This is a genomic window from Corynebacterium mustelae, assembly GCF_001020985.1.
Classification (GTDB): Bacteria; Actinomycetota; Actinomycetes; order Mycobacteriales; family Mycobacteriaceae; genus Corynebacterium; species Corynebacterium mustelae.
In genome coordinates this window covers 274,616-299,758 of record NZ_CP011542.1, presented here as the reverse complement: position 1 = coordinate 299,758, position 25,143 = coordinate 274,616, and the positions used below count along the sequence as shown (strand labels likewise).

Sequence of the window (25,143 nt, the reverse complement as noted above, 5' to 3'; positions counted from 1 at the left end):
TCCTTCTTCGACCTAGCCGACCAAGCCCAAGGCGATGGAAAGCGGAATCGAGATGTTGCCAATCATCACAATTGCTGGCACCAGGTATGCGACGACCAGCAGGATGGCGCGCCAGCGCTTACCGGTGATGCCCAGGTCGGAAACTGCCAGCCAGATGCCGTGTGAAAGGTGGAGGAACAAAACAACCATGGCGATGACGTAGAAAATAGTCACTGGCCAACGAGAGAAGCTGGCCACCATGTTTGCATAGATCGCTCCGTGCTCAAACACGTCGCTTGCGGCCGGGGTTACGCCTGCGGTGAGATCCAGAATGTGGAAGATGATGAAAGCCAGCAAAATAATGCCGGTGACCAGCATCGTTTTGGTGGTAAACGAGTTCATGCCACCAACCAAGTTGGTGCGGCGGAATTTACCACGAGACCGGTGAGACCGACTGGTCAGCGCAAATGCGCCGTAGATGTGTAGCGCAATTGCCGCCAATAGCACAATGCGGAAGATCCACAGGAAAGTCTCGTGTGGCAGGAGTGGATACATGAGTTCACGTAGCCACTGTCCATATACGTCAATTGGGTGGGTTCCATCCTCGTAGTGAGGCAGGAAAACCTTTAGATTTCCAACCATGTGGAACACGACGAAGCCTGCGAAAATCAGGCCAGTGATGGCCATTGTTAGCTTCAATGCCCATGTCGGAAATTTGGGCCGCTCACGCAGCGGCTTTTCTGTGATTTTGCCGTGAGCGATTGCGTCACGGTCGATGTTATTTACAGTCATGGCACCTCCAGTGTCGCCCTTACTTTATTCCCCCAAATGCCTTGCTAACCACTCGCCACAGCCACCTGTGACTTACCCCACATCTTAAAAAATAGGCAACTACCTGCAATTAAGGGTAGCCTGACCTGATATCGCTGTCCCTTTATACGTTTTACGACGCCACTAACTGCACTTTTACACAAGCGTAAAATGACACACCTATCTCCACCGTATTTTTAACGGAATTTTCCGGTTTTAAAAAATCCCACCCTTTTGGTATCAATCGAATGATTGACCTTAAGTTGGGTGTCAAAGTATGCCGTGAACTGGGAAACGAATGCAACCAGCCACCCGATGCAACGCATCATCAACATAAAAAATTCCCAACTACACAAAATTGCGAAGATTTATTGCAAAGAATGAGTAAAAACGTCCGACAACCCAAACCCGTTGACTAAGCTTTCCACCATGGCTAAAACCTATGTGGGCTCCCGACTTCGCCAATTACGTCGGGAAAGAGATTTGAGTCAAGCATCCCTGGCCACCACCTTGGGGCTTTCGGCAAGTTACGTCAACCAGATCGAACACGACGTTCGGCCATTAACCCTCCCCGTGCTCAATCGAATAACCGAAACTTTCGGTGTCGACGCTACGTTTTTCTCCCGTGACGATGATTCACGACTGTTGGCTGAAATCCAAGACGTGATTCTTGATAAAGAGCTATGCCCCACCCCCATCCCCATTCATGAGCTCAATGAGATGGTGCAAAACCACCCCAGCATCGCCCGCACCATGGTGGATATGCATCGCCGCTACCGAAACGTTCGGGATAAATTGTCCGTTGCCACCGACGTGCGCCTGACCGCTAACGATCAAGGTGCGGTTTCCGAAGCACTGTCCATGCCGCACGATGAGGTACGCGATTTTTTCTATGCCCGACAGAACTACCTCGACGCCATCGACCTCAAGGCCGAAGCCATCGCCGCTGATTTAGGCGTTTCCACTTTCGCCATCCGGGCCACCGAGTCCGCATTAAGTGAACGACTGACCAGCAAGCACGGCATTGGCGTGACCACGGGAGCAGACATCGGCAACCAGTTACATAACCTCGACCTTGCTTCCCAGACTTTGACGCTTTCCTCCCGCCTCATCGCCGGCCAGCGGGCGTTTCGCATGGCGGCGGAATTGGGGTACCTGGAGGCAGGCGAACTCATTAACGATGTGGTCAATGAGTGGCACTTCACCACCGAGGAAGCCCGGCGGTTGGCGTTGCGTGGCGTCGCCTCTTATTTCGCCGCAGCTTTAATGTTGCCCTATCGGATGTTCCACCAGGAAGCCGAACGCAATGGTTACGACATCGAGTATCTGTGCCAGATGTTCGGCGTTGGTTACGAAACCTTGTGCCACCGCCTATCGACGCTCCAGCGTCCGAAGTTGCGCGGCATTCCGTTTACCTTCGTGCGTGTCGACCGCGCCGGAAATATGAGCAAACGGCAATCCGCCACTGGCTTTCATTTCACCCACTCCGGCGGCACCTGCCCGCTGTGGAACGTATATGAGACCTTTGCCAACCCCGGCACCATCATGCGGCAACTCGCCCAAATGCCCGATGGTCGCAATTACCTCTGGATCGCCCGCACCGTCAAACACCACCAGGGCAGGTTCGGCGAGACCGGAAAGCTCTTTGCCATTGGACTCGGCTGCGATGCCCGCCATGCCGACCGGACAGTGTACGCAACCGGTTTCGATTTACGGGATTTTTCCTCCGCAGTCCCGATTGGGGTGGGCTGCCGCGTGTGCACCCGTGAAAATTGTGCCCAGCGCGCGTTCCCGGCAATTAACCGCACGATTTCCGTCGATCCGCACGCATCAAACGTCGCACCGTACTAACCCAAGGCTTCAGTGCCTAAACCGCCAACAGTAGGGCGTCGAAAAGCGAAGCACCCTTGATTTTAGAATTTTAAAATACTGAACATGGACGACTTCCTCACGCGGCTTGAAGCAGTAGAACACCGTGTATCGGCCCTGGAACAGCAGCTGCCCACACCCGCCGTTCTAAGCGACGACGGCATGGTCACGTTCTCCGGCTCCGCAACAGCTGCGGGCGGCAACTGGGAATACGAATGGGCCCGCCCCGCAGCGCATCTTATCGACACCGCCTGGGAATCTAGCCTCAATCGGGTCGCTGCACTCGCGCATCCACAACGTTTTGCCATCATGCGCACGCTTATCGACGCCCCCACCACCGTCCCAGAACTAGTAGCGCGGGGAATAACCACCAGTCAGGGCAGCTGTTATCATCACGTCAATGCGCTCGTCGCGGCTGGTTGGGTGGAGAAAACCACCACCGGTCAGTTTCGAATACCAGGCACGCGGGTAATTCCACTGCTCTGCATCATTGCCGCCGGGGAGCTGCCATGATCGCTACCATTCCGCGCCGAAACATCGTGGTGGCGATTTTGGTCGCGGCCATACTCATTGCCGCAGGACCTCGCCCCATTTTCCTAGAGCCCACCCGCACCGGCGACACTACACTTGCCGATACCCTCGCAGCCCAGGCACCACCCGGCAGCAAGGCGCTCGCCGTTGCCACCCATGACGGTGACACCACATTCGCCGGGCTGGGCGCGGACGAACATACGCAATTTGAAATCGGCTCGATAACCAAGATGTTTACCGTGGAACTTCTCCGCCAAGCGGTCGAACGCGGCGAGATCAGTCTTGACGCCCCGGTTTCTTCGTTTGTGGCATTCCCCAGCGATACGGTTACCATCCGCGACCTGGCAAACCACACCTCCGGGCTACCGCGATTACCGCGCAACTTGGTCTTACGCAGTGTTACTACCACGTACCTCAATCGCAATCCTTACGCAGGCATCACCGCCTCCGACGTTCTTGACCAGGCCAAAGATCAACCGTTAAGCAATGTCGGGACGTACCAGTACTCCAATTACGGTTACGCGTTATTGGGACAAATTCTGGCACAGCAAGCACAAACACCTTACCCCGAGCTTGTTGCCACTAGGATTCTTCGCCCACTCGCCATGGCAAACACACATGTAGCCACCACCGAATCCCCCGAGTTTAAGGCGGGATACTTAGTCACTGGCCACCATGCCGCAACCTGGCCGATGGACGGCTACGCCCCGGCAGGTGCAATCGTTTCTACCGCCGGCGACCTCGCACGATTTGCCCAGCACGTACAGGACCGTGGCATACCCGACTACGGCTGGATTAGGAAAGATGGTTTCACATTTCACAACGGCATGACCGGCGGGTTTAGCAGCATGTTGGCTTTTGACGAAGCCAAGCGTTCATTCGCACTCGGACTTTCCAACACCACCGCCTCCCCCACAACACTCGTATTGGAGGTATTATCCCCATGATTGTCTATCTCGTTCTCGGATTCCTTCTCATTTCCGCAGTTGTCGCCGCGATCCGCCCCAAGAAACTAATCCCCACCGTGGCAAACACGGTTTTCACCTGCCTGATTCTATCAACGGTGCTTACCAGGCATTCCGGCCCCTCAGTGGTACCTATTATCGCCTGGTACGTTGCCGGAGCATGCTTCATCGTGGCCATTCTTAGGGCCCGGCCGCACAACGCAAACCGCCCCCAACCGTAGCTAAGCGGTTGGGGGCGATCGGACCGAATCTTATTAGAGGTTGATCATGTGACCCATGATGCCTTCGGCGGCTTCTTTCATGGCCTCCGACAAGGTTGGGTGGGTGTGGACATTGCGTCCGATTTCCTCACAGGTGAGGTCGAAACGCTGCGCCAGGGTGAGCTCCGGTAGCAGTTCGGAGACGCTGGCGCCGACCATGTGGGCACCCAGCAATTCACCGTATTCGGCGTCTGCGACGATCTTGACAAAGCCTGCGGACTCCGCCAAGCCCTGGGCCTTACCGTTGGCCGAGAATGGGAAAGTTGCGGTCTTAATCTCGCGACCTGAGAACTTCTCCTTTGCCTGCTCCTCTGTGTAGCCGAAGGAGGCAACCTGCGGGTTACAGAACGTTGCGCGTGGCATCATCATGTAATCGCCCAATTCTTGGGTTTCCGCATTTGCGATAGTTTCAGCAGCAACCACGCCCTGAGCTTCAGCCACATGCGCCAGCTGCAGCTTCGCGGTGACGTCGCCGATAGCGTAGATACCAGGAACATTGGTGCGCATTCGATCATCGATGTCGATGGCACCGCGATCGGTCAGCTTCACACCAGTGTTCTCCAGGCCAAAGCCTTCAACCCGTGGCGCAAAACCGATGGAAACCATAACCCGGTCGGCCTTGAGGGTTTCCGACTTCGAACCATCCTTGGATTCAACGTCAACCTCAACGCCACCGTCACCCAAATCGCGGATCGCGGTGGTCTTATGGCCGGTAAGAAGCTTCACACCGAGTTTCTTGTATTGCTTCGCAATCTCCTTGGAAACATCAGCATCTTCGTTGGGAAGAACCCGATCCATAAATTCAACGATGGTGATGTCCACACCGTAATTAGAAAGTACATAGGCAAATTCCATGCCGATCGCACCAGCGCCGACGATAACCATCGACTTCGGTGCTTCTGGGTTAAGGATCTGTTCTTCATAGGAGACGATATTGCCGCCGATCTCTACCCCCGGCAGCGACCGGACAACCGAACCCGTAGCAATAATGCAGTTATCGAAGGTAATGACCTTGCCCGCATCTTTACCCTCGGTCACTTCGATGGTCTTAGCGTCCTTAAATACACCGAATCCGTCTACCTCAGTGATCTTATTCTTCTTCATAAGGTAGTGAACGCCCTTAACAATGCCCTCCGAGACCTTGCGCGAACGGCTGTGCGCAATACCAAAGTCGAAGCTCACGTCACCGGAAATACCAAAGGTCTTTGCCTCATGGTTGAAGATGTGGGCAACCTCGGCGTTCTTTAATAGTGCCTTAGAAGGAATGCAGCCAACATTGAGGCACACACCGCCCCAGTACTGCTTCTCAACTACAGCAACCTTTAAACCTAGCTGAGCTGCGCGAATGGCGGACACATAGCCACCTGGGCCAGCGCCGAGTACTACTACGTCAAAATGTTCAGTCACGCCCACTAGAATACGGAAAATCTGGCAAAATGTCGCATCTTACCGAGGTTTTCTAAAAATTTCACGCAAAAACCCACCCCATGTTTCCACATAAGGTGGGCCATCAACACACATTAGCTGCGTGAAAGATATGCGAACGTAGGTTTAGAACAACCCCAAGGAGCCGCCTAGTTCACTGGAAGCTGAGGAGCCCATGTGAAGCAGCATCCCCAAAAATTCGTTGATTTTCACGACAACAGTTTCAATGAAAGACATATGTTATTTCCTTACAATGGTTTGACGGAACTGCAAAAGAGAATACAACTTCTACATTGCCATCGTTGGAAATGACGTTACATCCATCAAGCACAATTTCCCGCCAACGCCTCAACTATTCGACGATTTACCCCGATTGCTAGCCCCACCGACCCGTGACTAAGATGACCTAAAAGATACTAAATAGCAAGGAAGGGGCACAGCCATGCGGTGACCGTGCCCCTCACTCAGAAGCCATAAAAAGTTACTTTAATCCCAAGAAACTCTTAACAGCACTGACAATCCGCCAAAAGGCAACCAACAAGCTCGAAATAACCCCCGGCGATGATTGAACCGCAGAACCATCAGCCAATTCCTGAGCAGCAACCTCACGATCCTTATCCGTTATCGGCAACAACGGACACTCAATCCACTGTCTTTCATCATTAATCGGCGGGACCCCTTGGTCTTCAACCCAAAAAAACGGGTTCGAAAAATTATGTGGGTAATCCTTCCAACAATCCCACATCTTCTCAACAGAAGAAACATCAGAAGCAGCAATATACCGCGCCGAGAAAAAGGAATGCGGGGATTTGTCATACTCACCATCAGCCTGCCGCAGCGCACGCTCCTTAGCCGCAAGCTCAAGCCGCTCAGCATTAGCCATAATCACAGCACGACGCTCAGGACTATACTCAGGACCAATCTCCAACTCCACAGCAGAAACAGACGGAACCACAACCAACGACACACCCACAGCAACCACAGCCGCAAAACTTAACAACTTTTTCATTTCCTTTACCTTTCTTCAGCATTTGAGGCGGACGAATACCAACGGCTCAAAGTACCAAGTTTTCTAACTCTGGAACCGCAGCCCGGTCCCCGATAGCCGTGATCCCCGCTGCGGCAACAATGCCAGAATTTTAAAACTTTGAGTAAGCGTTAATTTAGCAATTTTTTATGACAATAAAGGTAAATCCCCTCACGCTCTAATGTCACACCGTCAGCCACCCCCGATTCCTCCGACCAGTATCACCGGGCCGCTGCTTTGATTTGGATGCATAGTTTCCACATTTCGCCACATTAACCCCAATAATCACATCCGCCACAGGAATGGTGGCGCGGCACAGCTTCCCGCTTCGCTAGATATTGCGACGTGGTTGCTCTATCATTTTTCTTGAACTCCGTGCTAACACATTGAGCCCGCCACCCGATGGAGTGGTTAGTGCTTTATAGCAACCATTTGTAAGACTTATAGGAAATCTACGCTTATGAAGATCACCCGTCGGATACTGGCGACCGTAGCAAGCCTGACAATTTTCGCCAGCGCGCTGCCTGCACACGCCGCAAATGTAACCCCGCAACAGCTTTCTGGGGATGCACCAGTTTCGGTCATCTCAGGGCCGAAAGACACCAATGGCGAATCTCTCCGGTGGCGCGAAAAGGTCGATGGCGATCGCGTTGTGGAAATGTGGGCTACCTCGCCAGCAATGAACAACCGTGAGATTCCGCTGGTTATCATCAAGGCTACGGAAGCCAATCGCCCCACCATCTACCTGCTCAACGGCGGCGACGGTGGCGAAGGTCGCGCGAACTGGATCATGCAGACCGACGTTATCGATTTCTATAAGGAAAAGAACGTCAACGTCGTCATCCCTATGTCCGGCAAGTTCTCCTATTACACCGACTGGGTATCCGAAAATGCCGGGTTGGGCGGTAAGCAAATGTGGGAAACGTTCCTCACCAGGGAACTTCCAGGGCCAATTGAGAAGGAACTCAAGGCCAACGGCAAACGTGCCATCGCCGGCATGTCGATGTCCGCAACCAGCTCCGCACTCTTGGCTGCACACAACCCTGGCTTCTACGACGCCATCGGCTCTTTCTCGGGTTGCTATGCCTCCGCGAAGCCCGCACCAACCGCTTATATCGCATTAACCCTGCAACGCGGCGGCGCAACCATTGAACAAATGTGGGGCAAGTGGGGTGGACCGCAGTGGCACCACAACGATGTGCTCACCCAGGCGGAGGGCCTGCGCAACACCGCGATCTACGTTTCCAACGGCAGCGGCCTTGCTGGCGAATGGGATATGCCGGGCGGCCCCCGCCTGCGTGGTGTCGATCCAGCAATCGCTTCTATCGCCGCTACCGCCACCACCGTTGAGGGTGGCGCCATCGAAGCAGCCACGAACCAGTGCACCCACGACTTTAAGAAGAAGCTAGATTCTCTCCAGATTCCAGCCCACTTCAATATGCGCAACACCGGCACCCACTCATGGGGATATTGGCAACAAGACCTGCGCCACTCGTGGCCAGTATTTGAAGCAAGCTTCAATTCTTAAATAACGCGCGCTTCACACGAGTCCGCACCCAACACCGAAAGGTCTGGGTGCGGACTCGTAGCGTTTTCCGGCGTCTTTTGTCGGTGAGCTTTACGACGATCTCAAAGCCACAATCAAATCAACAATCCTGACATGTGGAAAACACCAACTTCTAATTCCTCACTTTCCGCACTTGAGTGCTGAAGTTATAGGGCCGCACCATTAGAAATCAGCCCCTGAAGAAAGGCAAGCGGTCCAGGCCACCAAAGGACAACTCGACCTTTCCGCGGTTTGGTGGTTCATTTTGTGGACTAAGAAACGCAAAAGTCGAGTTGGGTTAAGTTCTCACATGTTGGCGGTGTCCGAGAACGGGTTCGTGTGGAAACTCTCGCTTAATTCAAGGCGCATGGCAGGAATCATTTTGACTTCTTGGGATGAGGTTCTTTGGTGATGCACTTTCTGGTGTATTCCTGCGAGTGGTTGCGGAGGGCCAGCATCTCAAAAAACCGGCGGTAAAGCGGGTAATCTGCGCAGGCATATAACGGGCAATTCGACCTTTCCGCGGTTTGGTGGTTCATTTCTTGCATTAAGGAACGTAAAAGTCGAGTTGGGGCTTTCCCAACCGAGCTGACCACCGTTTTTCAATCGGATTTACGGAACCAAACTTTGGAAAATATTGCGGAAAAGCCATGTCGATGCGTTATTCGCTCAGCGCACTACCCGCAACAATTGCATAACGTTATTTGCATAAAATAGCGCCCAGATCGTGGCCGATCCTTATAGTTGATAATGGATAGAGCGCTAACAAATTCATCTAGCCTATCGATTACATATATGCACGTTTTGTGTTGCATACCTGATCCATATTGTTTCACTTGAGGAATCTGCCACTGATGAAGTTCACTCGATTAGCAACAACGCTGGCTGGGCTTTGCGCGGCCGCCATCTGCACCGCCCCGATTGCCCACAGCGCCGAAGTCACACCAGCACAAGTTGCGGGCGACACCCCGCTAGCGACAATCTCCGGGGCGAAGTACCCCGAGCAGCAACTGAAATGGCGCGCAAATGTCAGCGGCGAGCGAGTAGAGGAAATGTGGGCCACCTCACCGGCGATGAATAACCGGGAGATACCGCTGGTGGTCATTAGGGCTGCGGAGCCGAATCGTCCCATTATTTACCTGCTTAATGGCGGTGACGGCGGCGAAGGCGATGCGAACTGGCTCATGCAGACCGACGTTTTAGATTTTTATCGGGAAAAGAACGTCAACGTGGTGATCCCCATGACCGGTAAATTCTCGTATTACTCGGATTGGGTATCGGAAAACGCCGCACTGGGCGGGAAGCAAATGTGGGAGACGTTTCTAACCAAAGAGCTGCCTGGCCCGATAGAAAAAGAACTCAAGGCGAACGGCAAACGCGCCATTGCGGGCATGTCTATGTCGGCGACCAGTTCCGTGTTATTGGCCGAACATAACCCAGGTTTCTACGATGCCGTTGGCGCCTTTTCCGGTTGCTATGCTTCCTCGAAGCCAGCGCCTACCGCCTATATCGCGTTGACGTTGCAGCGTGGTGCCGCAACCATTGAGCAAATGTGGGGTACGTGGGGTGGCCCGTTGTGGCACTACAACGATGCACTCATCAACGCCGAGAGCTTGCGTAATACGGAGATTTACGTATCCAACGGCAGCGGTCTCGGTGGCGAAGCTGATATGCCGAATGGTTCCAGATTGCGCGGTGTTGATCCGTTCATTGCCTCCATGTCCGCGACGATCAGCACAACCAGCGGTGGGGCTATTGAGGCAGCCACGAATCAATGCACCCACGATTTTAAGAAGAAGCTTGAGTCGCTGAACATTCCAGCCACATTCAATATGCGTAATACAGGCACACATTCGTGGGGCTATTGGAAGCAGGATCTGCGGGATTCATGGCCGACCTTTGAGCGAGCGTTTAATTCTTAAATCTTTGCATGGTTTTACCCTTGGTAAACCCCACCGTATGCTTAAGCGTGCAACACCATGTGCAAATACCAGGTGCAATAACCCACGCCCGTAACGTGTGCCGCACTAGCACCAGAACCACTCGGCACACTGCCCGCCGTCACACCAACCCCGAAGGATTCCCATGCAGTATCACCTCATCGAACCGGAAGTGTTGGAGCCGATCGAATCCCCTGCGGCGTTGGAGTGGGCCAACACATGGTCGACGGAAACTGCTGCGATCATCGACCCCGAGCTTAAGCACCGAATCCGTATGGTATTGGACACCGACGACCGCATTGCCTATGTCACACGCCGAGGCGAGTTTCTCTATAACTTCTGGCGCGATGCGGATCACCCACGCGGGTTGTGGCGCCGCACGACGCTTGACAGTTACCTTGGCGATGACACCGACTGGGAGGTATTGCTCGACGTTGATGCATTAGCCGACGAAGAGAACGAAAACTGGGTGTGGAAGGGTGCACACGTTCGCCTGGAGCAGGATCGGGCGTTGGTGGAATTATCCCGCGGCGGGGCTGATGCGGTGGAGATTCGGGAATTCGACCTGGGCACTTTGAGCTTCATCGCAGATGGGTTCTGGGTAGCCGAGGCGAAAACCCAGATCAGTTGGGTGGATCTAGATACGGTCTTGGTGTGTACCGATTTCGGCGACGGCGCACTAACCACATCGGGTTACCCGGCGCGCGCCCACCTGTGGCGGCGCGGTGAGCCTCTTGCCCAGTCTGCGGAGTTTTTCGCAGGTTCTGTCGATGACATGATGGTGCAGGCGTGGGCCGATACGCACCCGGATTTCCGAAATAAGTTTGTCACGCGGGTGTTGGATTTTTATCGGAAGCAGACGTTCATTGAGACGGATTCCGGGTTGACGCATATTGAGGTTCCGGAGGACTGCGAGGTTTTTGTCGCGCGTGGTTTCTTGTTTGTGTTGCCGCGCTCGGGTTTCGCCGGTATTGCCCCGGGCGGGTTGGGGGTTATGGGCTGCGCCGAGTTTTTGGCTGGTCAGCGCGAGTTTTCTGTGTTGTTTAGTCCGGATGAGTCTTCTAGTCTGCAGTCGATTAGTTTAAGTAAGTCGGAGGTTTTTATCACCGTCTTATCCGATGTGACGAGTAAGATTCTTCGCCTGCCGCTAGGGAGTTGGGATCAGCCGTTTGTACCGGTTCCGTTGCCTGACGACGTCACCGCGCAAGTGGTGGCCACCGATCCGTTTTCTCATGAGGTGTGGATTCGGGCGTCCAGTTTCCTCCAGCCAGACACGTTGTATCGGTTGACCGATGAGCTTACACCGGTGCGTAGCGCGCCGTCGCTTTTCGACGCCACCGGGCTTTCCACCCGGCAGCATTATGCGGTTTCCGCCGACGGCACCAAAGTTCCGTATTTCATTACTGGTGATTTTTCCGCCACGCGCCCGCGCCCAACGCTGGTCTATGCCTACGGTGGATTTGAGGTGTCGCTGGTTCCTGGCTACTCGGCGATTCGCGGGTTGGCGTGGTTGGAACGCGGATTCTTCTATGTTCAGGCGAATCTACGGGGCGGTGGCGAATACGGCCCGAAGTGGCATGAGCAGGCGACGAAGACGAATAGGATGCGGGTCTTTGAGGATCACCAGGCGGTGTTGCGCGATATTGTGGCTCGTGGCTATGCACGCAGCGACCAAGTGGCGATCCGGGGTGGTTCTAATGGCGGGTTATTAGGCGCGGTGGCTTTGACCAGCTATCCCGAGTTATTCGCAGCTGCGGTGATCCAGGTGCCGCTGTGCGATATGCTGCGCTATCACACCTGGTCAGCCGGTGCGAGTTGGATGGCGGAATACGGCGATCCTGCGATGGCTAAGGAGCGGGCGGTGTTAGAGAAGTATTCGCCGCTTCATAACGTCGACAAGCGGGCAGATAGGCAGTATCCCCCGGCGTTAATTACCACCTCTACCCGCGACGACCGAGTACATCCGGCGCATGCGCGGCTATTTGCGCGCGCTTTGGCGGCGGCTGGGCAGCCGGTGGATTATTACGAAAACAGCGAGGGTGGCCACGCGGGGGCTGCCGATAACGATCAAACGGCGACGGTGGAGGCGTTGGTCTATAACTGGTTGTACCAGCTTGTACACTAGACAACCAGTATGAAAAGTTCAGCGCTTCGTTCCACCCCCATCCCAGGTACCCGTGATACTTACACGGGAATTGATTTCAACCTGGGGTTTCACATTCGCCGCTACAAGCTTGACCTGGATTACCGGGTCGGCCCGAATCATTTAACCGGGCAGGTCACCTGCGACGTCGATAATTACCTGCCGCTGAAAACAATGTCGCTGGATTTATCGGACACGCTCAAGGTGCGATCAGTGACCGCACGTGGCACCAGCGGCCACGACGTGTCTGTCGCGCGGTTCCGGCACGCCCACGACAAACTCCGCATCACCTTTGCCGAGGCCATCCCGGTCGATCACGAATTCACCATCACCATCCGCTACCAGGGAAACCCCCGGCCCGTGCCCTCGGTGTGGGGCGAGATCGGGTGGGAGGAACTATCGAACGGGTCGCTGGTGGCCAGCCAACCGTGTGGCGCGCGCAGCTGGTTCCCTTGCGACGACACCCCGGACGAAAAAGCCCACTTCGATTTTAAGATCACCGCTCCGAAGGCATACACCGTGGTGGCCAACGGCAACCGGATTGCACGCGCAACCTCTGGCGCCCAGACCCGATGGCACTATAGAACCAACGCGCCCATGGCGGCATACCTCGCGGCGATCCACGTAGGTGAATACACTCAGGTAACAATCCCCGGTAGCCGGGTACCGATCCACGCCTATGTGCCCCGCACGTTGATCGACAACTTCCACCATGAATTCGCCGACCAGGCCCGTATGCTGGAACTATACGAAAAACTCTTCGGCGACTACCCCTTCGACTCCTACTCGGTGGTAATCACCGAAGACGACCTAGAGATCCCGCTCGAAGCCCAAGGGCTTTCCAGTTTCGGCGCAAACCACATCGCGGGCGATAAAAAATGGGAACGTCTCATCGCCCATGAGCTCTCCCACCAATGGTTCGGCAATTCCCTGGGATTGGCGCAATGGGAAGACATTTGGCTCAACGAAGGCTTCGCCTGCTACGCCGAATGGCTGTGGTTTGAACACTCCGCGGCGAAACCAGCGGCCCAATCCGCCCGGGAACACTACGAGAAACTCCGCGCGCTGCCACAAGACCTCCTGCTTGCAAACCCAGGGCCGAAAGACATGTTCGACGACCGGGTGTATAAACGCGGCGCACTAGTCGTCCATAGCCTGCGCGAATTGCTTGGCGACGCAGAGTTCTTTTCCATGCTGCACCGCTACTGCGCGGCGGGGCGACATTCAGTGGTTGAGCCGATGGATTTACGCCACGCCGCCTACACCGCCTGCACCAACGCCCGCATCGACCCGGCCAACCTTGATGCACTGTGGCATACGTGGCTATATGAAACCCCACTCCCGGAGCTTCACCAATGAAATACATGACGATTGCCACCATCATCGCTGGCATCTCCGGGTTCGTCGTTGTCATCCTCGCCGCCCGCGCATTCGGCACCGACACCGCCCTAACCACGGAATTCGCCGCCTACTGGGGGCTCTTCTTCGCCGCCACCGGGTTTCTCACCGGCATCACCCAAGAAACCACCCGCGCGGTTGCCGCCGCGAAAAAGCACGGCACCCTATCCCCTGGTTCTGGCTCAGCTGCCACCCCACTGGCACGCCCCATCGTCATCGCCGCCTGGCTTGGGCTCATCACCACCATCCTCGCCGCCGCATCCGGCCCGCTCTGGGTCGGCCGCATCGTCTCGGATTCCGCCGGGATAGCGGTGGGACTCATGGCACTCGGCTTAGGCAGCTACGCCATCCAAGCCGCCGTCGCCGGCCTGCTCTCCGGCGCGGGCCTGTGGTCACGCTACGCGGTACTGATCACACTCGACACCGCCTCCCGCATGATACTGGCCATCGTCGCCTGGCTTTTCGGCTGGAAACTAGTCGCCTTCCTCGTCATCACCGTGCTGGGTGCCGGATCGTGGCTAATATTGGTGCTTCTCAGCGCCCCCGTGCGCGCCAGCCTTCAACTGCTTGCTGACGTCCCCACGCGGCAATTCCTCACCCGCCTGGGCTACGCCATCGCCGCCTCCGGCGCCAGCGCCATCCTCATCACCGGATTTCCCACCCTCGTGCAACTGACCCACGGTGCTGATCGCCACGCGGCAATCAGCACCGCCGTCGTGGTGTACGCAGTCACCCTCACCCGCGCCCCCATCCTGGTGCCGCTGCAACAATTCCTCTCCGCCATCATCGTGCGCTTCGTCCACCACACCACCCACCCCCGGCGCGCACTGATCCAACCATTGGCGCTGATCTGGCTCGTCGGCACCATAGGTGCCGCTGCCGCATGGCTTATCGGCCCCTGGCTAATGGTCACGATCCTAGGACCCTCCTACACCACCCCAGCCTTGCTACTTGCGCTGTTGACCCTCGGTGCCGCCTGCACCGCATCGCTCATGGTCACCGGTGCTGCCACCATGGCTGTCGAACAGCACCGGGTGTATCTGCTCGGCTGGATCACAGCCACGATAGTAGCGACACTGATTCTCAGCTCCCCCCTGGAACTATCCACCGCCAGCTGGCTCGCACTCACCGTAGGGCCGATCGCGGGATTGGCTGTGCATGTGGGCGGGTTGAAGGCGGGTGGAGTGACCAATAAGAGCTGACGAGAAAATACCAAGTTCTCTAACGAGCGAACCGATAAGTACAGTTCATCAATTGACATATGAGATAACTACGCTATTCGCTACATAGATCTGCATCTTCTGGTAATTATTTTGCATCTTTACCCACCATGCTCGCTCAGAAAAACCCTACTTCATCAATACTGTTATCAAGCAATGACTAATGCGATGCGGCCATTAACTACGGAATTTATTTCACTCTAATAACACAGATTAGATTGGAAAATAGAAATAAATTTTAACAATATGAACGAATCAACATTAACGAATATTACGATAGTTTTGGGGCTTCTGCCGTTGTTTTTGTATGTAATGATCTTCCCCGAGAAAAAGGATAACCACCTAAAAAATCACCCTTTCGGTGGATGGTATTTTTAACAGAACTCTCCATTTTCTTTATCGTTGGAAACATCCCAGCAACCGCTTTAATTGTCTTGTTCTTTACGGATTCATCGCAAATACGACAAGAAATTATTTTCATGTCATTCTTTTCGATCTTGGCTTATTTTTGTTTCATATCTACCATGTGGCTTAGGATGTCGGGATACAACTACAAAACGCGGTTGCGGAATTTCAAGCCTTTTATTCGAGAAATTATGGGAAAAGATCCCTCCCTAACACCTTCCACGAATAAATCCAGAAGAACAGCCCCCACTTGGCAATTTATGGGTTGCAGCTTATCAATTATGATCACCCTTGCAACCAGTCTGCTTTTCTTTTGGCTATGGATAACCGCCTAATTTGCACCCCAAATTTTCATTTCAGATGCCACACACCGATTGCACACGATTCATCCTTGCTTCACGGTCCATAAAAGTTATTTTCAGGGCCGGTTCGGCGGAGTGCCCGAAGTTGATAGTCGCCAACTTGTTGTTTCTTTAGCCGGAAAAGCCGCAGGGCGATATGACACGAAAACGCAAGTTGCGTCAGCTGGACTTCACCGAGCACCCCCAGCTGCAGTAACCACCGTCCAGCTTCCTGCAAAGCAGTTGATCCAATTACGAGATTCACTGAGGGGCTTTCAACCACTGTCGATACCAGGTTGGCAGCACCGGCGTTAAAACGCGCGTGCAAGCAGACCCCATCAACCAGCGCCCAATTCATAGGAAAGAAATATGGACGACATCTAGCAATTATGAATATATTTGTTCCCATTTGGTCAAGTTTGCTATAGGCTACACGTCGTCATGCAAAGTTTCTTATATGTCCCCCCGCCCCGCAAACGCAGCGATACTCACGCCACTCCCCCAGCACCCCCTTCCACACTTGTATGCTTTAATCCTTAATTAGGCGAGGCTTTTCATTATCGGTTACGTCTTATACCCGCCGTGGATCGGCTAACTACCGGTGTGCTTTCCTCGCCGCTTTACTTGTTTTTGCTGTGTTGTACCGGAGTTTTTGGGGCGGCATACTACGTGCTTGGTGTGCTTTAATTGGAGCGGGCGTGGCTTTAGATTCCAGTTACGCACGTTTCCCGCCGCTGGCGGAGACCCTACTGGGGTCACTTTCCCGCCCGTTTAGACTTTTTCAAATGTTTGAGGTTTTCCCATGCCCACGCATTATGCATTGCGGTACGGCGCAATTGTGACTTCTTCTCATCATCCGTCCTGCACGTTGCCGGAAGCGGCGACGGCCTTTGTGGAGCTGCTTAATTGCGGGTTTTTCGTGAAACTAGACCAGCTGCAGGTGCTGAGTCCGGCGGAATTATCTGAACTTATCGCGCATGTATATGCCAGGGACGATCGGCGGTCGCCGATTTTTCCGGGGTTTCCCGCCGAGGTCGTAACCGACGAGGATGCGCAGTTGTGGCTGGAGGCGAGTGACTTCTATGCGGATTTTCGTTTCTGGTTGCCGCAGGCGGAGCAAGAGTTTGAACGCAAGCATTTGGAGACCATCACGGAGCACTCGCGTCCGCGTCGGCTGAACGTGGTGGTAGCCGCGGTGGACGATCTTCACCGGCTGTGGTCGATGTGGTTGAGCCCGTCACGTTCCACCTGCGATTATTTCACCCAGGTGGTGCGGGTGCTTTCCGCGTCAACGGATGTGTTGTCGCTTTTCGACACCACCGAGTTCCGCAGTCAGCCCATGTTCGCGGCGGCGCTATTAAGTCTTCGCGCCAGTGGTGCGGCTGTCGCTGAGGTGTTTCGGGTGGGTCTTGGAAAGGCCACCGGCCCGACCGATGTCCTGCGGGTGGTGTTGGCGTGCTTCAGCACTGACCCTTATGCGGCGGTCACGTTGGGTTTTTCCCGGCATTACCCGGCGCGCACTGCGTCCCTGCCGAGGTGGGCCAGGCGGGAGCTCATTGCCGCCCTTGGCCGCTTCCAGTCATTGGCGGACCTCGATGAGTATCTGCGCCATCGGCGGTTGTGGCGGTGGGTGTTGCAAAAGGTGCACCCGTATCAGATTCCGGGGCATGAACTGGCCTTATCGGGTTTGGATGTTATTTTCGGCAATGTAGTACACCGTAACGCGATGACACGAGCGAATACCGCCATTGCAACTCATGATGTGCCTGCTGCCCTTGATGCGCTGAGTATGCAGCCAGCTCAGCTGTTCCGGGAACTGGTGCGCATCGGTTCGATTTGTCGAACTGATGCTGATCGGAAGTTATTGGTTGCCGCCATTGAAGCATGTGGGCGGCACCTTCGGCTTAAAACGGTGATCGCTACGCTTAATGCGGTGCGTAATACTGCACCGGAGCGGTTGGTCAACGTTCCGCATGCTGGGGTTTATCTCCGGAAGGCCGCTACGCATGGGCTGCAACCGGAGGTGGCACAGCTTTTTGAGGCGGCACTTGGCCGGGTGATCGTCGAAAAGCTACAAGCGGTCGCGCTGCCGGAGGATGCCGCCGCGCTGGTGCCGGATATGCGCCCAGTTCCGCTGCTGCAGCGAACCTCGGAGCTGGTGCCGGGACAGGCTTTGGCGTTGGGCAACAAGCCCTCCCGGATTACCGCGCGGTGGCAAAACGCCACCCATTCGGGCAGCATCGGTGTCGTCTTCGCCGATGCCAACCTGGAGTTTTGCCTAGGCAAGGTAGGCTTTTCGACGCTACAGTCCTCCCCGCTGCGCGAATTCATCGAGTGCGCGCCTGACTTTGTTTCTATCCACCTGGGCGAGACTAAGTGGGACGGTATTGTGTCGGTGATCCCGCATGCCCGTTATGCCATTATCAGCGTCACTATGCACAACACTAACAATTCGTGGGCGCAGGAGGGCAAGTTGATAAAGAATGATCCTCATGCCGCCATCCGCATCCAGGCGCGCCATGCGACGGGTGAAACAGATACTGGTTGGCTCACACTCAATTCCCCAGCGGCCTCGGTGCTTCCGGTCGTTATCGATCTTGCTTCGGGTGAGGCGGTCTGGCTTGATTCTTACTTACGAAAGCGAATGGCGGCCTTCCACTTAGGCGCGCCGGAATACATAGACTACCGTTCGGGTCGAGTGTTAAACCTACACCACGGAAACGACCACGCCGTCCCGCTGGTGCGGGCGGAGCTTGCGCGAATCCGCAGCGGGCTGACCATCGGTGAACTTATGGCCTTGTGGCAGGCCGCGCATGCGGATGCCGCGGCGGCGCAGTCTGTGCCCTCGGCGCCTGGCACCCCTGCTGCGGAACTGCCTGCCGACGCTTCGCTTGAGGTGGCGCAGCGGCAGCTTGCACTTACATATGATCTGTTGAACCAGTTATAGGTGCTTGATGGTTGGCCGTATCGGTGACGGAATGCTGCCGGGTGGCCTAACGGCTGTAGTTGGGCGGTATAGTTTTTAGCATTATGAAGATGCTTGTCACCGGCGGTGCTGGGTTTATCGGCACCAATTTCGTCCGCCGCACGTTAGAAACCCGCCCCGAATACGAAATCACCGTGGTGGATAAGCTCACCTACGCTGGGCGAAAAGACAACCTCAGCGGATTAGATCTGCGGTTTGTCGAGGCAGATATAGCAGACCCGCAGGTTATCAATCCGCTGGTGCGTGGCGCGGACGTGGTGGTGCATTTTGCCGCCGAGTCGCATAACGATAATTCGCTTGTCAATCCGTGGCCGTTTGTCCATAGCAATATCATCGGCACCTACTCTCTTCTGGAGGCGGTGCGCGCCCACGGCACCCGGCTGCACCATATTTCCACCGACGAGGTATTCGGCGATTTGAGCCTTGATGACCCCAATCGGTTTACCGAACACACCGCCTACAATCCGTCGTCGCCGTATTCGGCAACTAAGGCGGGCAGCGACCATCTGGTGCGCGCCTGGGTACGCAGTTTCAATATCCCGGCCACGATTTCTAATTGTTCCAATAACTACGGCCCCTACCAGCACATTGAGAAGTTCATTCCGCGCCAGATCACCAACGTTCTAGTGGGGTTGCCGCCGAAACTCTACGGCACCGGGGAGCAGGTGCGGGATTGGATTCACGTCGACGACCACAACGATGCGGTGCATGTCATTCTCGACCGGGGCGTGGTGGGAGAAACCTATATCATCGGCGCCGACAATGACAATGTCAGCAATAAGCAGGTCATTGAGCTTATCTGCGAAATCATGGGGGTGGCTGACTATGAGCACGTGGCGGATCGGCCGGGCCACGATATGCGCTACGCCATGGATTCGACGAAACTGCGCACCGAATTAGGGTGGCAGCCGACATTCACCGACACCGATTCTGGCATGCGGGCAGGACTAAAAGAAACAATCGCCTGGTATGAGAACAACCGCGACTGGTGGCTACCGATAAAGCAAGAAGTAGAAGCCCGCTACGCCGAAACCGGCCACTAGGGGCAGATAGGTGAAAAGGTATGGTGATTTTTACTCATGGACTTTAACACACCACTGACAGTAACCGACACCGCTATCGCGGGTCTTCAGATTCTTACACTTAGCGTGCACGGCGATCACCGGGGCTGGTTTAAAGAAAACTGGCAGCGGCAGAAAATCAGCCAGCTTAGCGGCGTAACCCCAGCTCTTCGCGCCTTCCGCCCGGTGCAACACAATGTGTCCTTTAACGCCGAAGCCGGAGTCACCCGAGGGTTGCACGCGGAACCGTGGGACAAACTAGTTTCCGTCACCTACGGTGAGGTCTTCGCGGCGTGGTGTGATCTGCGCGCCGGGTCGCCGACTTTTGGTAAATCAGTGTGGTTGAATATGGACCCTAGCGTTGCGGTTTTCGTTCCTCGTGGGGTGGCCAATGGTTTCCAAGCATTAAGCCCCACTAGTTACAGCTATCTGGTCACCGCGCATTGGTCGCCTGATGCTAGCTATAGCCACGTGAATCTTGGGGATCCGCAGCTTGGCATTCCGTGGCCGATCCCGCTGGATAAGGCCGTGTTATCTGATGCGGACTGTAACCACCCGTTGCTTGTCGACGCTACCGCGGTTCCCCCACACCAGGTTGCGATTATTGGTGGCGGTGGTCAGGTCGCCACCGCCCTAGCCGAGGCGCTTCCGACGGCACACGTTTTTACCCGGGCAGAACTCGACATCACCGCCGATTACTCAACGATCCGCGATTTCTGTGACTGGTCCAGGTTCGACACCATCATTAACGCGGCTGCCTACACCCAGGTGGACACCGCCGAAACCCACCGGTCAGACTGCTGGGCCACCAATGCGCTAGGTGCTGCCACCATAGCTAGGCTCGCCACCGACTTTAATCTCACGCTTATCCATTTCTCCTCCGACTATGTCTTTGATGGCACGAAAGATATTTACACCGAAACCGCAGCCTGTGCCCCGCTCAACGTCTACGGCGCAAGTAAAGCCGCAGGCGACATCGCCGTTATGGGCACCGCGAAGCACTATATTCTGCGCACCAGTTGGGTGATCGGCTCGGGCAAAAACTTCGTCACCACCATGCTTAACCTCGCGGGGTCACAGGTGCAGCCGACAGTAGTCGACGACCAATTCGGCCGACTGACGTTTAGCACCGACCTGGCCCATGCAGTGACCCACCTGTTAGAAACTGAACCTGAGTTTGGAATCTACAACGTCACCGGCAGTGGCGATGTGGTGAGCTGGGCGGACATAGCAGAAGACGTATTCACCCTTGCCGGAGCCGACCCGGCTAGGGTTACCAGGTGCAGCACCGCCGAATACATAGCAGGCCGTTCACAACCAGTAGCCACCCGGCCAGCGAACTCCGCGCTTAGCTTGGCTAAAATCGAGGCCACCGGGTTTCAACCAGCCTCGTGGCGGGAAAGTCTTGACACATACGTTGCCACGCAGCGTGAAAAGGAACGGTAATCGAACATGAAGGGCATCATTCTAGCCGGGGGTTCTGGCACCCGGCTGTACCCCATCACGATGGGCATATCCAAACAACTCATGCCAATCTACGACAAACCGATGATCTTCTACCCGCTGTCCACCCTCATCCAGGCGGGTATTAACGACATCCTCATCATCACCACGGAAGAAGACAACGCCAATTTCCGCAGGCTCCTTGGCGACGGCTCCCAATTCGGCATCCAATTACAGTACGCAGTCCAACCCAAACCCGAGGGGCTTGCCCAAGCATTCATTATCGGTGCGGACTTCATTGGCACAGACTCAGTGGCCTTGGCTCTAGGCGACAATATTTTCCACGGCTCCCAATTCACCACCACCCTATCCACCATCGACGACGTGAGCGGTGGAAAAGTATTCGCCTACCAGGTAAGCGACCCCAGCCGCTACGGGGTAGTCGACTTCGATGCGGCAGGAAACGCCCTATCAATCGAAGAAAAACCCCAGCACCCCACCTCCAACTACGCGGTAGTCGGTTTGTATTTCTACGACAACACCGTCGTCGATATCGCCCATAGCATCCAACCCTCCGCACGCGGCGAATTGGAAATAACCGCTGTCAACGAGGCCTACCTCAACCTCGGTACCCTCAAGGTGCACAAACTCGGCCGGGGTGATGTGTGGCTTGATACCGGCACCTTTGATTCCATGAGCGAAGCGGCAGCATACGTCGAAGTCTTACAAAAACGAACCGGGCAAGTCATCGGCTCCCCGGAAGTCGCCGCCTTCCACCAAGGATGGCTCGACCGCGATCACTTGACCAGGTTAGCCACCGGGCCGTATGCAAAATCCGGCTACGGAAACCTCCTACTCAACGTACTGTAGAAAGACGTATATGCCCACTGTAACCGCCCTGATGAGCGTCTATAAGAAAACCAACCCGGAACAACTTCAAGCCGCATTACAATCCCTGGTTGAGCAAACCCGGCCCGCCGATGCCATCGTCATCGTTGAAGACGGGCCGCTTTCCACCGCGCTCTACCAGGTGTTAGACGACCACGTTGCACAGCACACGTCCAGTCGTCGTATAGCGCTGGCCACCAACCAAGGACTTGGATCAGCGCTGCGCGCCGGGCTAAGCAGCATCGACACGGAATTCGTCGCCCGGTTAGATTCCGACGACATTGCCGCGCCGCATCGCTTTGCCACCCAATTACAGCTTTTCTCTTCCCGCCCGGAACTTGACGTGATCGGCAGCGCCGTGGCGGAATTTACCCACACCCCCGGCGATACCGATGCGGTGCGGTCGTTGCCGGAGACCCACGCCGCAATCGCCCGCTACATGAAGATTAATAACCCCATTAATCACCCCAGCGTGATGATGCGAGTCGGTGCAGTAAAAGACGCAGGTGGATACCGCGATATTCACTTCATGGAGGACTACGATTTGTTCGCCCGAATGCTTGCTGCTGGCCACCAATTTCATAACATTGCCGAGCCGCTTACCTACTTTCGGGTGAGCGATGATCAGTTTGCCCGCCGCACCGCGCGTGGCATGTGGCGAGTGGAGAAAACCATGCAACATAACCTGGTGCGTTATGGATTAATTTCCAAACCCCGGGCGGTAGCAAATTTCCTTATCCGCAGTTTATATCGATTATTGCCATTCTCCTTGCTTAAACGGGCATATTCTGTACTGTTTAACAAGTAATAATTCCTTACCTGTTTACCTCTGCTTTCACTATGAATAACCGCCCCCTTGCATCACCGGAGTCCGCAGCTGCTGCAACTCCGGCTGTTGACGCTACTGCCGCATCTACCAGTGCTGCAGATGCTTTTAACGACACTTGGCTTATCATCCCGTGCTTTAACGAAGGTCAAGTTATCGAAGGCGTTATCAACAACGCCCGCGCCACTTTTCCCAATATCGTCGCCGTCAACGACGGTTCCAGCGATGATTCCGCAGCCCGCATCCACGCCGGTGGCGCGCATTTAGTCAATCATCCGGTGAATCTCGGCCAGGGTGCTGCAATTCAAACCGGGGTGGAATACGCCCGGGCGCAACCCGGTGCGAAGTACTTCGTCACCTTCGACGCCGATGGGCAGCACCAAGTCAAAGATGTGGTGCGGATGCTTCACCGGCTGCGAAACGAACCCCTGGACATCATCGTCGGCACCCGGTTCGGCAGGCCACGTTCTGCCAATGACCAAGTGCCGCTGCTCAAACGGATTGTTCTCAAAACCGTGGTCATGCTATCGGTTACCACCCGCAAACTGGGGCTCACCGATGCCCATAATGGCCTGCGGGTGTTTAACAAAAAGGTGGCCGATGAGATGAATATTCGGATGAACGGGATGTCGCATGCCTCGGAAATCGTATCCCACATTCTCGACCGGGGTTGGCGGGTTGCGGAAGAGCCTGTGGATATTTTGTACACGGAGTATTCCATGAGCAAAGGTCAATCCCTCATCAATGGCGTTAATATCTTGGCCGATGGCCTGTTGGCGAGGAGAATCTAATCATCATGACAACAACCATCGTGCAATTATTACTGCTGATTACCACCCTGCTCTTGGTGCTGTACTTCCTTACCAATCGTCGAAAAGCACGCGCCAAGGCTGGGGTGAAGCTCGGCTTCGTCGTACTGGTGATCCTGGCAATCTGGGCGGTACTACGCCCGGATGACGTTACCGTCATAGCCAATACCATCGGGGTGGATCGGGGCACCGACCTGATGTTATATGTGCTCATCATGGCATTTGGTTTTACAACTTTGTCTACTTGGATTCGGTTCCGGGAACAGGAATTGCGCTACGCGCGGCTCGCGCGCGCCATCGCATTGCAAAATGCCATTACGCCTGAAGATGAATTCTGAAACGGATAATCGCTACAATAAGGCAACTACTTTTTGTCAGGAGCCTTAACTTTTTATGAAAAAGAACCAATTTTCATCCGTTTCGCCTGCAATCTGGGCACTATTTGCGGTTCTGATCGCCGTATCCGGCATGATCGGTTACGTGGTGGGGCACAATTCCGCTGAGCACCCCACCGCGGTGGCACACGGTGGCACCACTGCCACCCCTAGCCAAGTAGAGACCACCACGGCGAAACCCACCGGCGACCCAGCACCGGCTGGGTCTGCTCCCATTGATCCGTTAAGCGACCCAGCAAAGATCGACGCCAAAATTTTCGGTTCCAACGGTGATGTGAAATCGGAGGCTGATATCCTCAACGTGCATCGTCGTAACGCAGCCGATCCATTTGCCTATGGCGCCATAGACGCACCGGTTGTTATTTCCGAATTCTCCGATTTCGAATGCCCATTTTGTGCCCGGCATGCTAACACCGCATATAAAAATATCGTGGAAGATTACGTCAAAAAGGGCTTGGTGCGCATCGAGTGGAATGACTTCCCTATCAACGGCGACCACGCCATAGCCGCAGCTAAGGCGGGTCGCGCTGCGGCCGCCCAGGGTAAATTCTACGAATTCAAGACCGCACTATTTACCGCCTCGGCTTCTGTTTCCGGACACCCTGAAAACACCATTGAAGATTTCGTGAATTTTGCTAAGCAGGCAGGTGTTCCGGACTTGGAGCGGTTCCGCGCCGAAGCCACCGATGACACGTATTCCGAAACCGTCACCAATGCCCACGACTATGCCGCCGCGATTGGTTTAACTGGAACCCCTGGCTCATTGGTAGGCACCCAATTTGTTAACGGTGCGCAGCCCTATGAAGTATTCAAGCAAATCATTGACGAAGAACTCATTAAAGCCAACGCCAAAAACTAACCTCCTTAAGGTTTTTT

At 55.0% G+C, this 25,143-nt stretch carries 21 protein-coding genes; 17 read left to right on the top strand and 4 right to left on the bottom strand.

Annotation, left to right across the window (positions count from 1 at the left end):
* Positions 1 to 12: 12 nt before the first annotated feature.
* Positions 13 to 771, bottom strand: coding sequence for a succinate dehydrogenase cytochrome b subunit (locus tag CMUST_RS01405; protein WP_047261020.1), 759 nt, complete (start codon positions 769 to 771; stop codon positions 13 to 15).
* Positions 772 to 1,218: 447 nt separating this feature from the next.
* Between CMUST_RS01405 and ramB the strand changes: the two genes are divergently transcribed.
* The 4 genes from ramB (at position 1,219) to CMUST_RS01385 (ending at position 4,375) form a co-directional block, all read left to right on the top strand.
* The gene (gene ramB, locus CMUST_RS01400; protein ID WP_047261019.1) at positions 1,219 to 2,640 is read left to right on the top strand and encodes an acetate metabolism transcriptional regulator RamB; all 1,422 of its coding nucleotides are present in this window, start codon (positions 1,219 to 1,221) and stop codon (positions 2,638 to 2,640) included.
* A gap of 84 nt (positions 2,641 to 2,724) precedes the next feature.
* The gene (locus CMUST_RS01395; protein WP_047261018.1) at positions 2,725 to 3,171 is read left to right on the top strand and encodes a winged helix-turn-helix domain-containing protein; all 447 of its coding nucleotides are present in this window, start codon (positions 2,725 to 2,727) and stop codon (positions 3,169 to 3,171) included.
* The gene (locus CMUST_RS01390) at positions 3,168 to 4,136 is read left to right on the top strand and encodes a serine hydrolase domain-containing protein (protein WP_047261017.1); all 969 of its coding nucleotides are present in this window, start codon (positions 3,168 to 3,170) and stop codon (positions 4,134 to 4,136) included. The genes CMUST_RS01395 and CMUST_RS01390 overlap by 4 nt, the downstream gene beginning before the upstream one ends.
* On the top strand, positions 4,133 to 4,375 hold the full coding sequence (locus tag CMUST_RS01385) for a hypothetical protein (RefSeq protein ID WP_047261016.1): 243 nt from the start codon (positions 4,133 to 4,135) through the stop codon (positions 4,373 to 4,375). Before CMUST_RS01390 ends, CMUST_RS01385 begins: the two co-directional genes overlap by 4 nt.
* Before the next feature lie 33 nt (positions 4,376 to 4,408).
* Here the strand turns inward: CMUST_RS01385 and lpdA are convergent, their stop codons facing one another.
* Positions 4,409 to 5,821, bottom strand: a complete 1,413-nt coding sequence (gene lpdA / locus CMUST_RS01380) for a dihydrolipoyl dehydrogenase (RefSeq protein WP_047263263.1) — start codon at positions 5,819 to 5,821, stop codon at positions 4,409 to 4,411.
* Positions 5,822 to 6,320: 499 nt separating this feature from the next.
* A complete protein-coding gene (locus CMUST_RS01375; protein ID WP_047261015.1) occupies positions 6,321 to 6,848 on the bottom strand; it encodes a hypothetical protein in 528 nt (175 codons plus the stop codon).
* Between the two features lie 478 nt (positions 6,849 to 7,326).
* On the opposite strand from CMUST_RS01375, the gene CMUST_RS01370 reads away from it, so the two are divergent.
* From CMUST_RS01370 to CMUST_RS01350, 5 genes are all read left to right on the top strand, one after another.
* Entirely contained in the window at positions 7,327 to 8,394 is a 1,068-nt protein-coding gene (locus CMUST_RS01370; protein ID WP_047261014.1) for an alpha/beta hydrolase, read from the top strand.
* A gap of 872 nt (positions 8,395 to 9,266) precedes the next feature.
* Positions 9,267 to 10,334, top strand: coding sequence for an alpha/beta hydrolase (locus tag CMUST_RS01365; RefSeq protein ID WP_047261013.1), 1,068 nt, complete (start codon positions 9,267 to 9,269; stop codon positions 10,332 to 10,334).
* Between the two features lie 163 nt (positions 10,335 to 10,497).
* Positions 10,498 to 12,477 carry a prolyl oligopeptidase family serine peptidase gene (locus CMUST_RS01360; protein WP_047261012.1) on the top strand — a complete coding sequence of 660 codons (1,980 nt, stop codon included), beginning with the start codon at positions 10,498 to 10,500 and terminating at the stop codon, positions 12,475 to 12,477.
* A 9-nt stretch (positions 12,478 to 12,486) separates the two neighbouring features.
* Positions 12,487 to 13,854 carry a M1 family metallopeptidase gene (locus CMUST_RS01355; RefSeq protein WP_047261011.1) on the top strand — a complete coding sequence of 456 codons (1,368 nt, stop codon included), beginning with the start codon at positions 12,487 to 12,489 and terminating at the stop codon, positions 13,852 to 13,854.
* Between the two features lie 5 nt (positions 13,855 to 13,859).
* On the top strand, positions 13,860 to 15,095 hold the full coding sequence (locus CMUST_RS01350; RefSeq protein WP_236690138.1) for a hypothetical protein: 1,236 nt from the start codon (positions 13,860 to 13,862) through the stop codon (positions 15,093 to 15,095).
* 819 nt (positions 15,096 to 15,914) lie between these two features.
* Here CMUST_RS01350 and CMUST_RS01340 read toward each other — a convergent pair.
* Positions 15,915 to 16,217, bottom strand: coding sequence for a hypothetical protein (locus CMUST_RS01340; protein WP_047261008.1), 303 nt, complete (start codon positions 16,215 to 16,217; stop codon positions 15,915 to 15,917).
* Between the two features lie 444 nt (positions 16,218 to 16,661).
* Here CMUST_RS01340 and CMUST_RS01335 point away from each other — a divergent pair, with 444 nt between their 5' ends.
* The 8 genes from CMUST_RS01335 to CMUST_RS01300 all read left to right on the top strand — a co-directional run bounded on the left by CMUST_RS01335 (position 16,662) and on the right by CMUST_RS01300 (position 25,126).
* Positions 16,662 to 18,806, top strand: a complete 2,145-nt coding sequence (locus CMUST_RS01335; RefSeq protein WP_047261007.1) for a hypothetical protein — start codon at positions 16,662 to 16,664, stop codon at positions 18,804 to 18,806.
* 89 nt (positions 18,807 to 18,895) lie between these two features.
* A complete protein-coding gene (gene rfbB / locus CMUST_RS01330) occupies positions 18,896 to 19,888 on the top strand; it encodes a dTDP-glucose 4,6-dehydratase (RefSeq protein WP_047263262.1) in 993 nt (330 codons plus the stop codon).
* Positions 19,889 to 19,924: 36 nt separating this feature from the next.
* Positions 19,925 to 21,352, top strand: coding sequence for a sugar nucleotide-binding protein (locus tag CMUST_RS01325; RefSeq protein ID WP_047261006.1), 1,428 nt, complete (start codon positions 19,925 to 19,927; stop codon positions 21,350 to 21,352).
* A 6-nt stretch (positions 21,353 to 21,358) separates the two neighbouring features.
* Positions 21,359 to 22,219, top strand: a complete 861-nt coding sequence (gene rfbA / locus CMUST_RS01320) for a glucose-1-phosphate thymidylyltransferase RfbA (protein ID WP_047261005.1) — start codon at positions 21,359 to 21,361, stop codon at positions 22,217 to 22,219.
* 10 nt (positions 22,220 to 22,229) lie between these two features.
* Entirely contained in the window at positions 22,230 to 23,045 is an 816-nt protein-coding gene (locus CMUST_RS01315) for a glycosyltransferase (protein WP_047261004.1), read from the top strand.
* Between the two features lie 32 nt (positions 23,046 to 23,077).
* A complete protein-coding gene (locus tag CMUST_RS01310) occupies positions 23,078 to 23,854 on the top strand; it encodes a glycosyltransferase family 2 protein (RefSeq protein WP_083987384.1) in 777 nt (258 codons plus the stop codon).
* 5 nt (positions 23,855 to 23,859) lie between these two features.
* Positions 23,860 to 24,210 carry a DUF2304 domain-containing protein gene (locus CMUST_RS01305; protein WP_047261003.1) on the top strand — a complete coding sequence of 117 codons (351 nt, stop codon included), beginning with the start codon at positions 23,860 to 23,862 and terminating at the stop codon, positions 24,208 to 24,210.
* Positions 24,211 to 24,265: 55 nt separating this feature from the next.
* Entirely contained in the window at positions 24,266 to 25,126 is an 861-nt protein-coding gene (locus CMUST_RS01300) for a DsbA family protein (RefSeq protein ID WP_047261002.1), read from the top strand.
* Positions 25,127 to 25,143 lie beyond the last annotated feature (17 nt).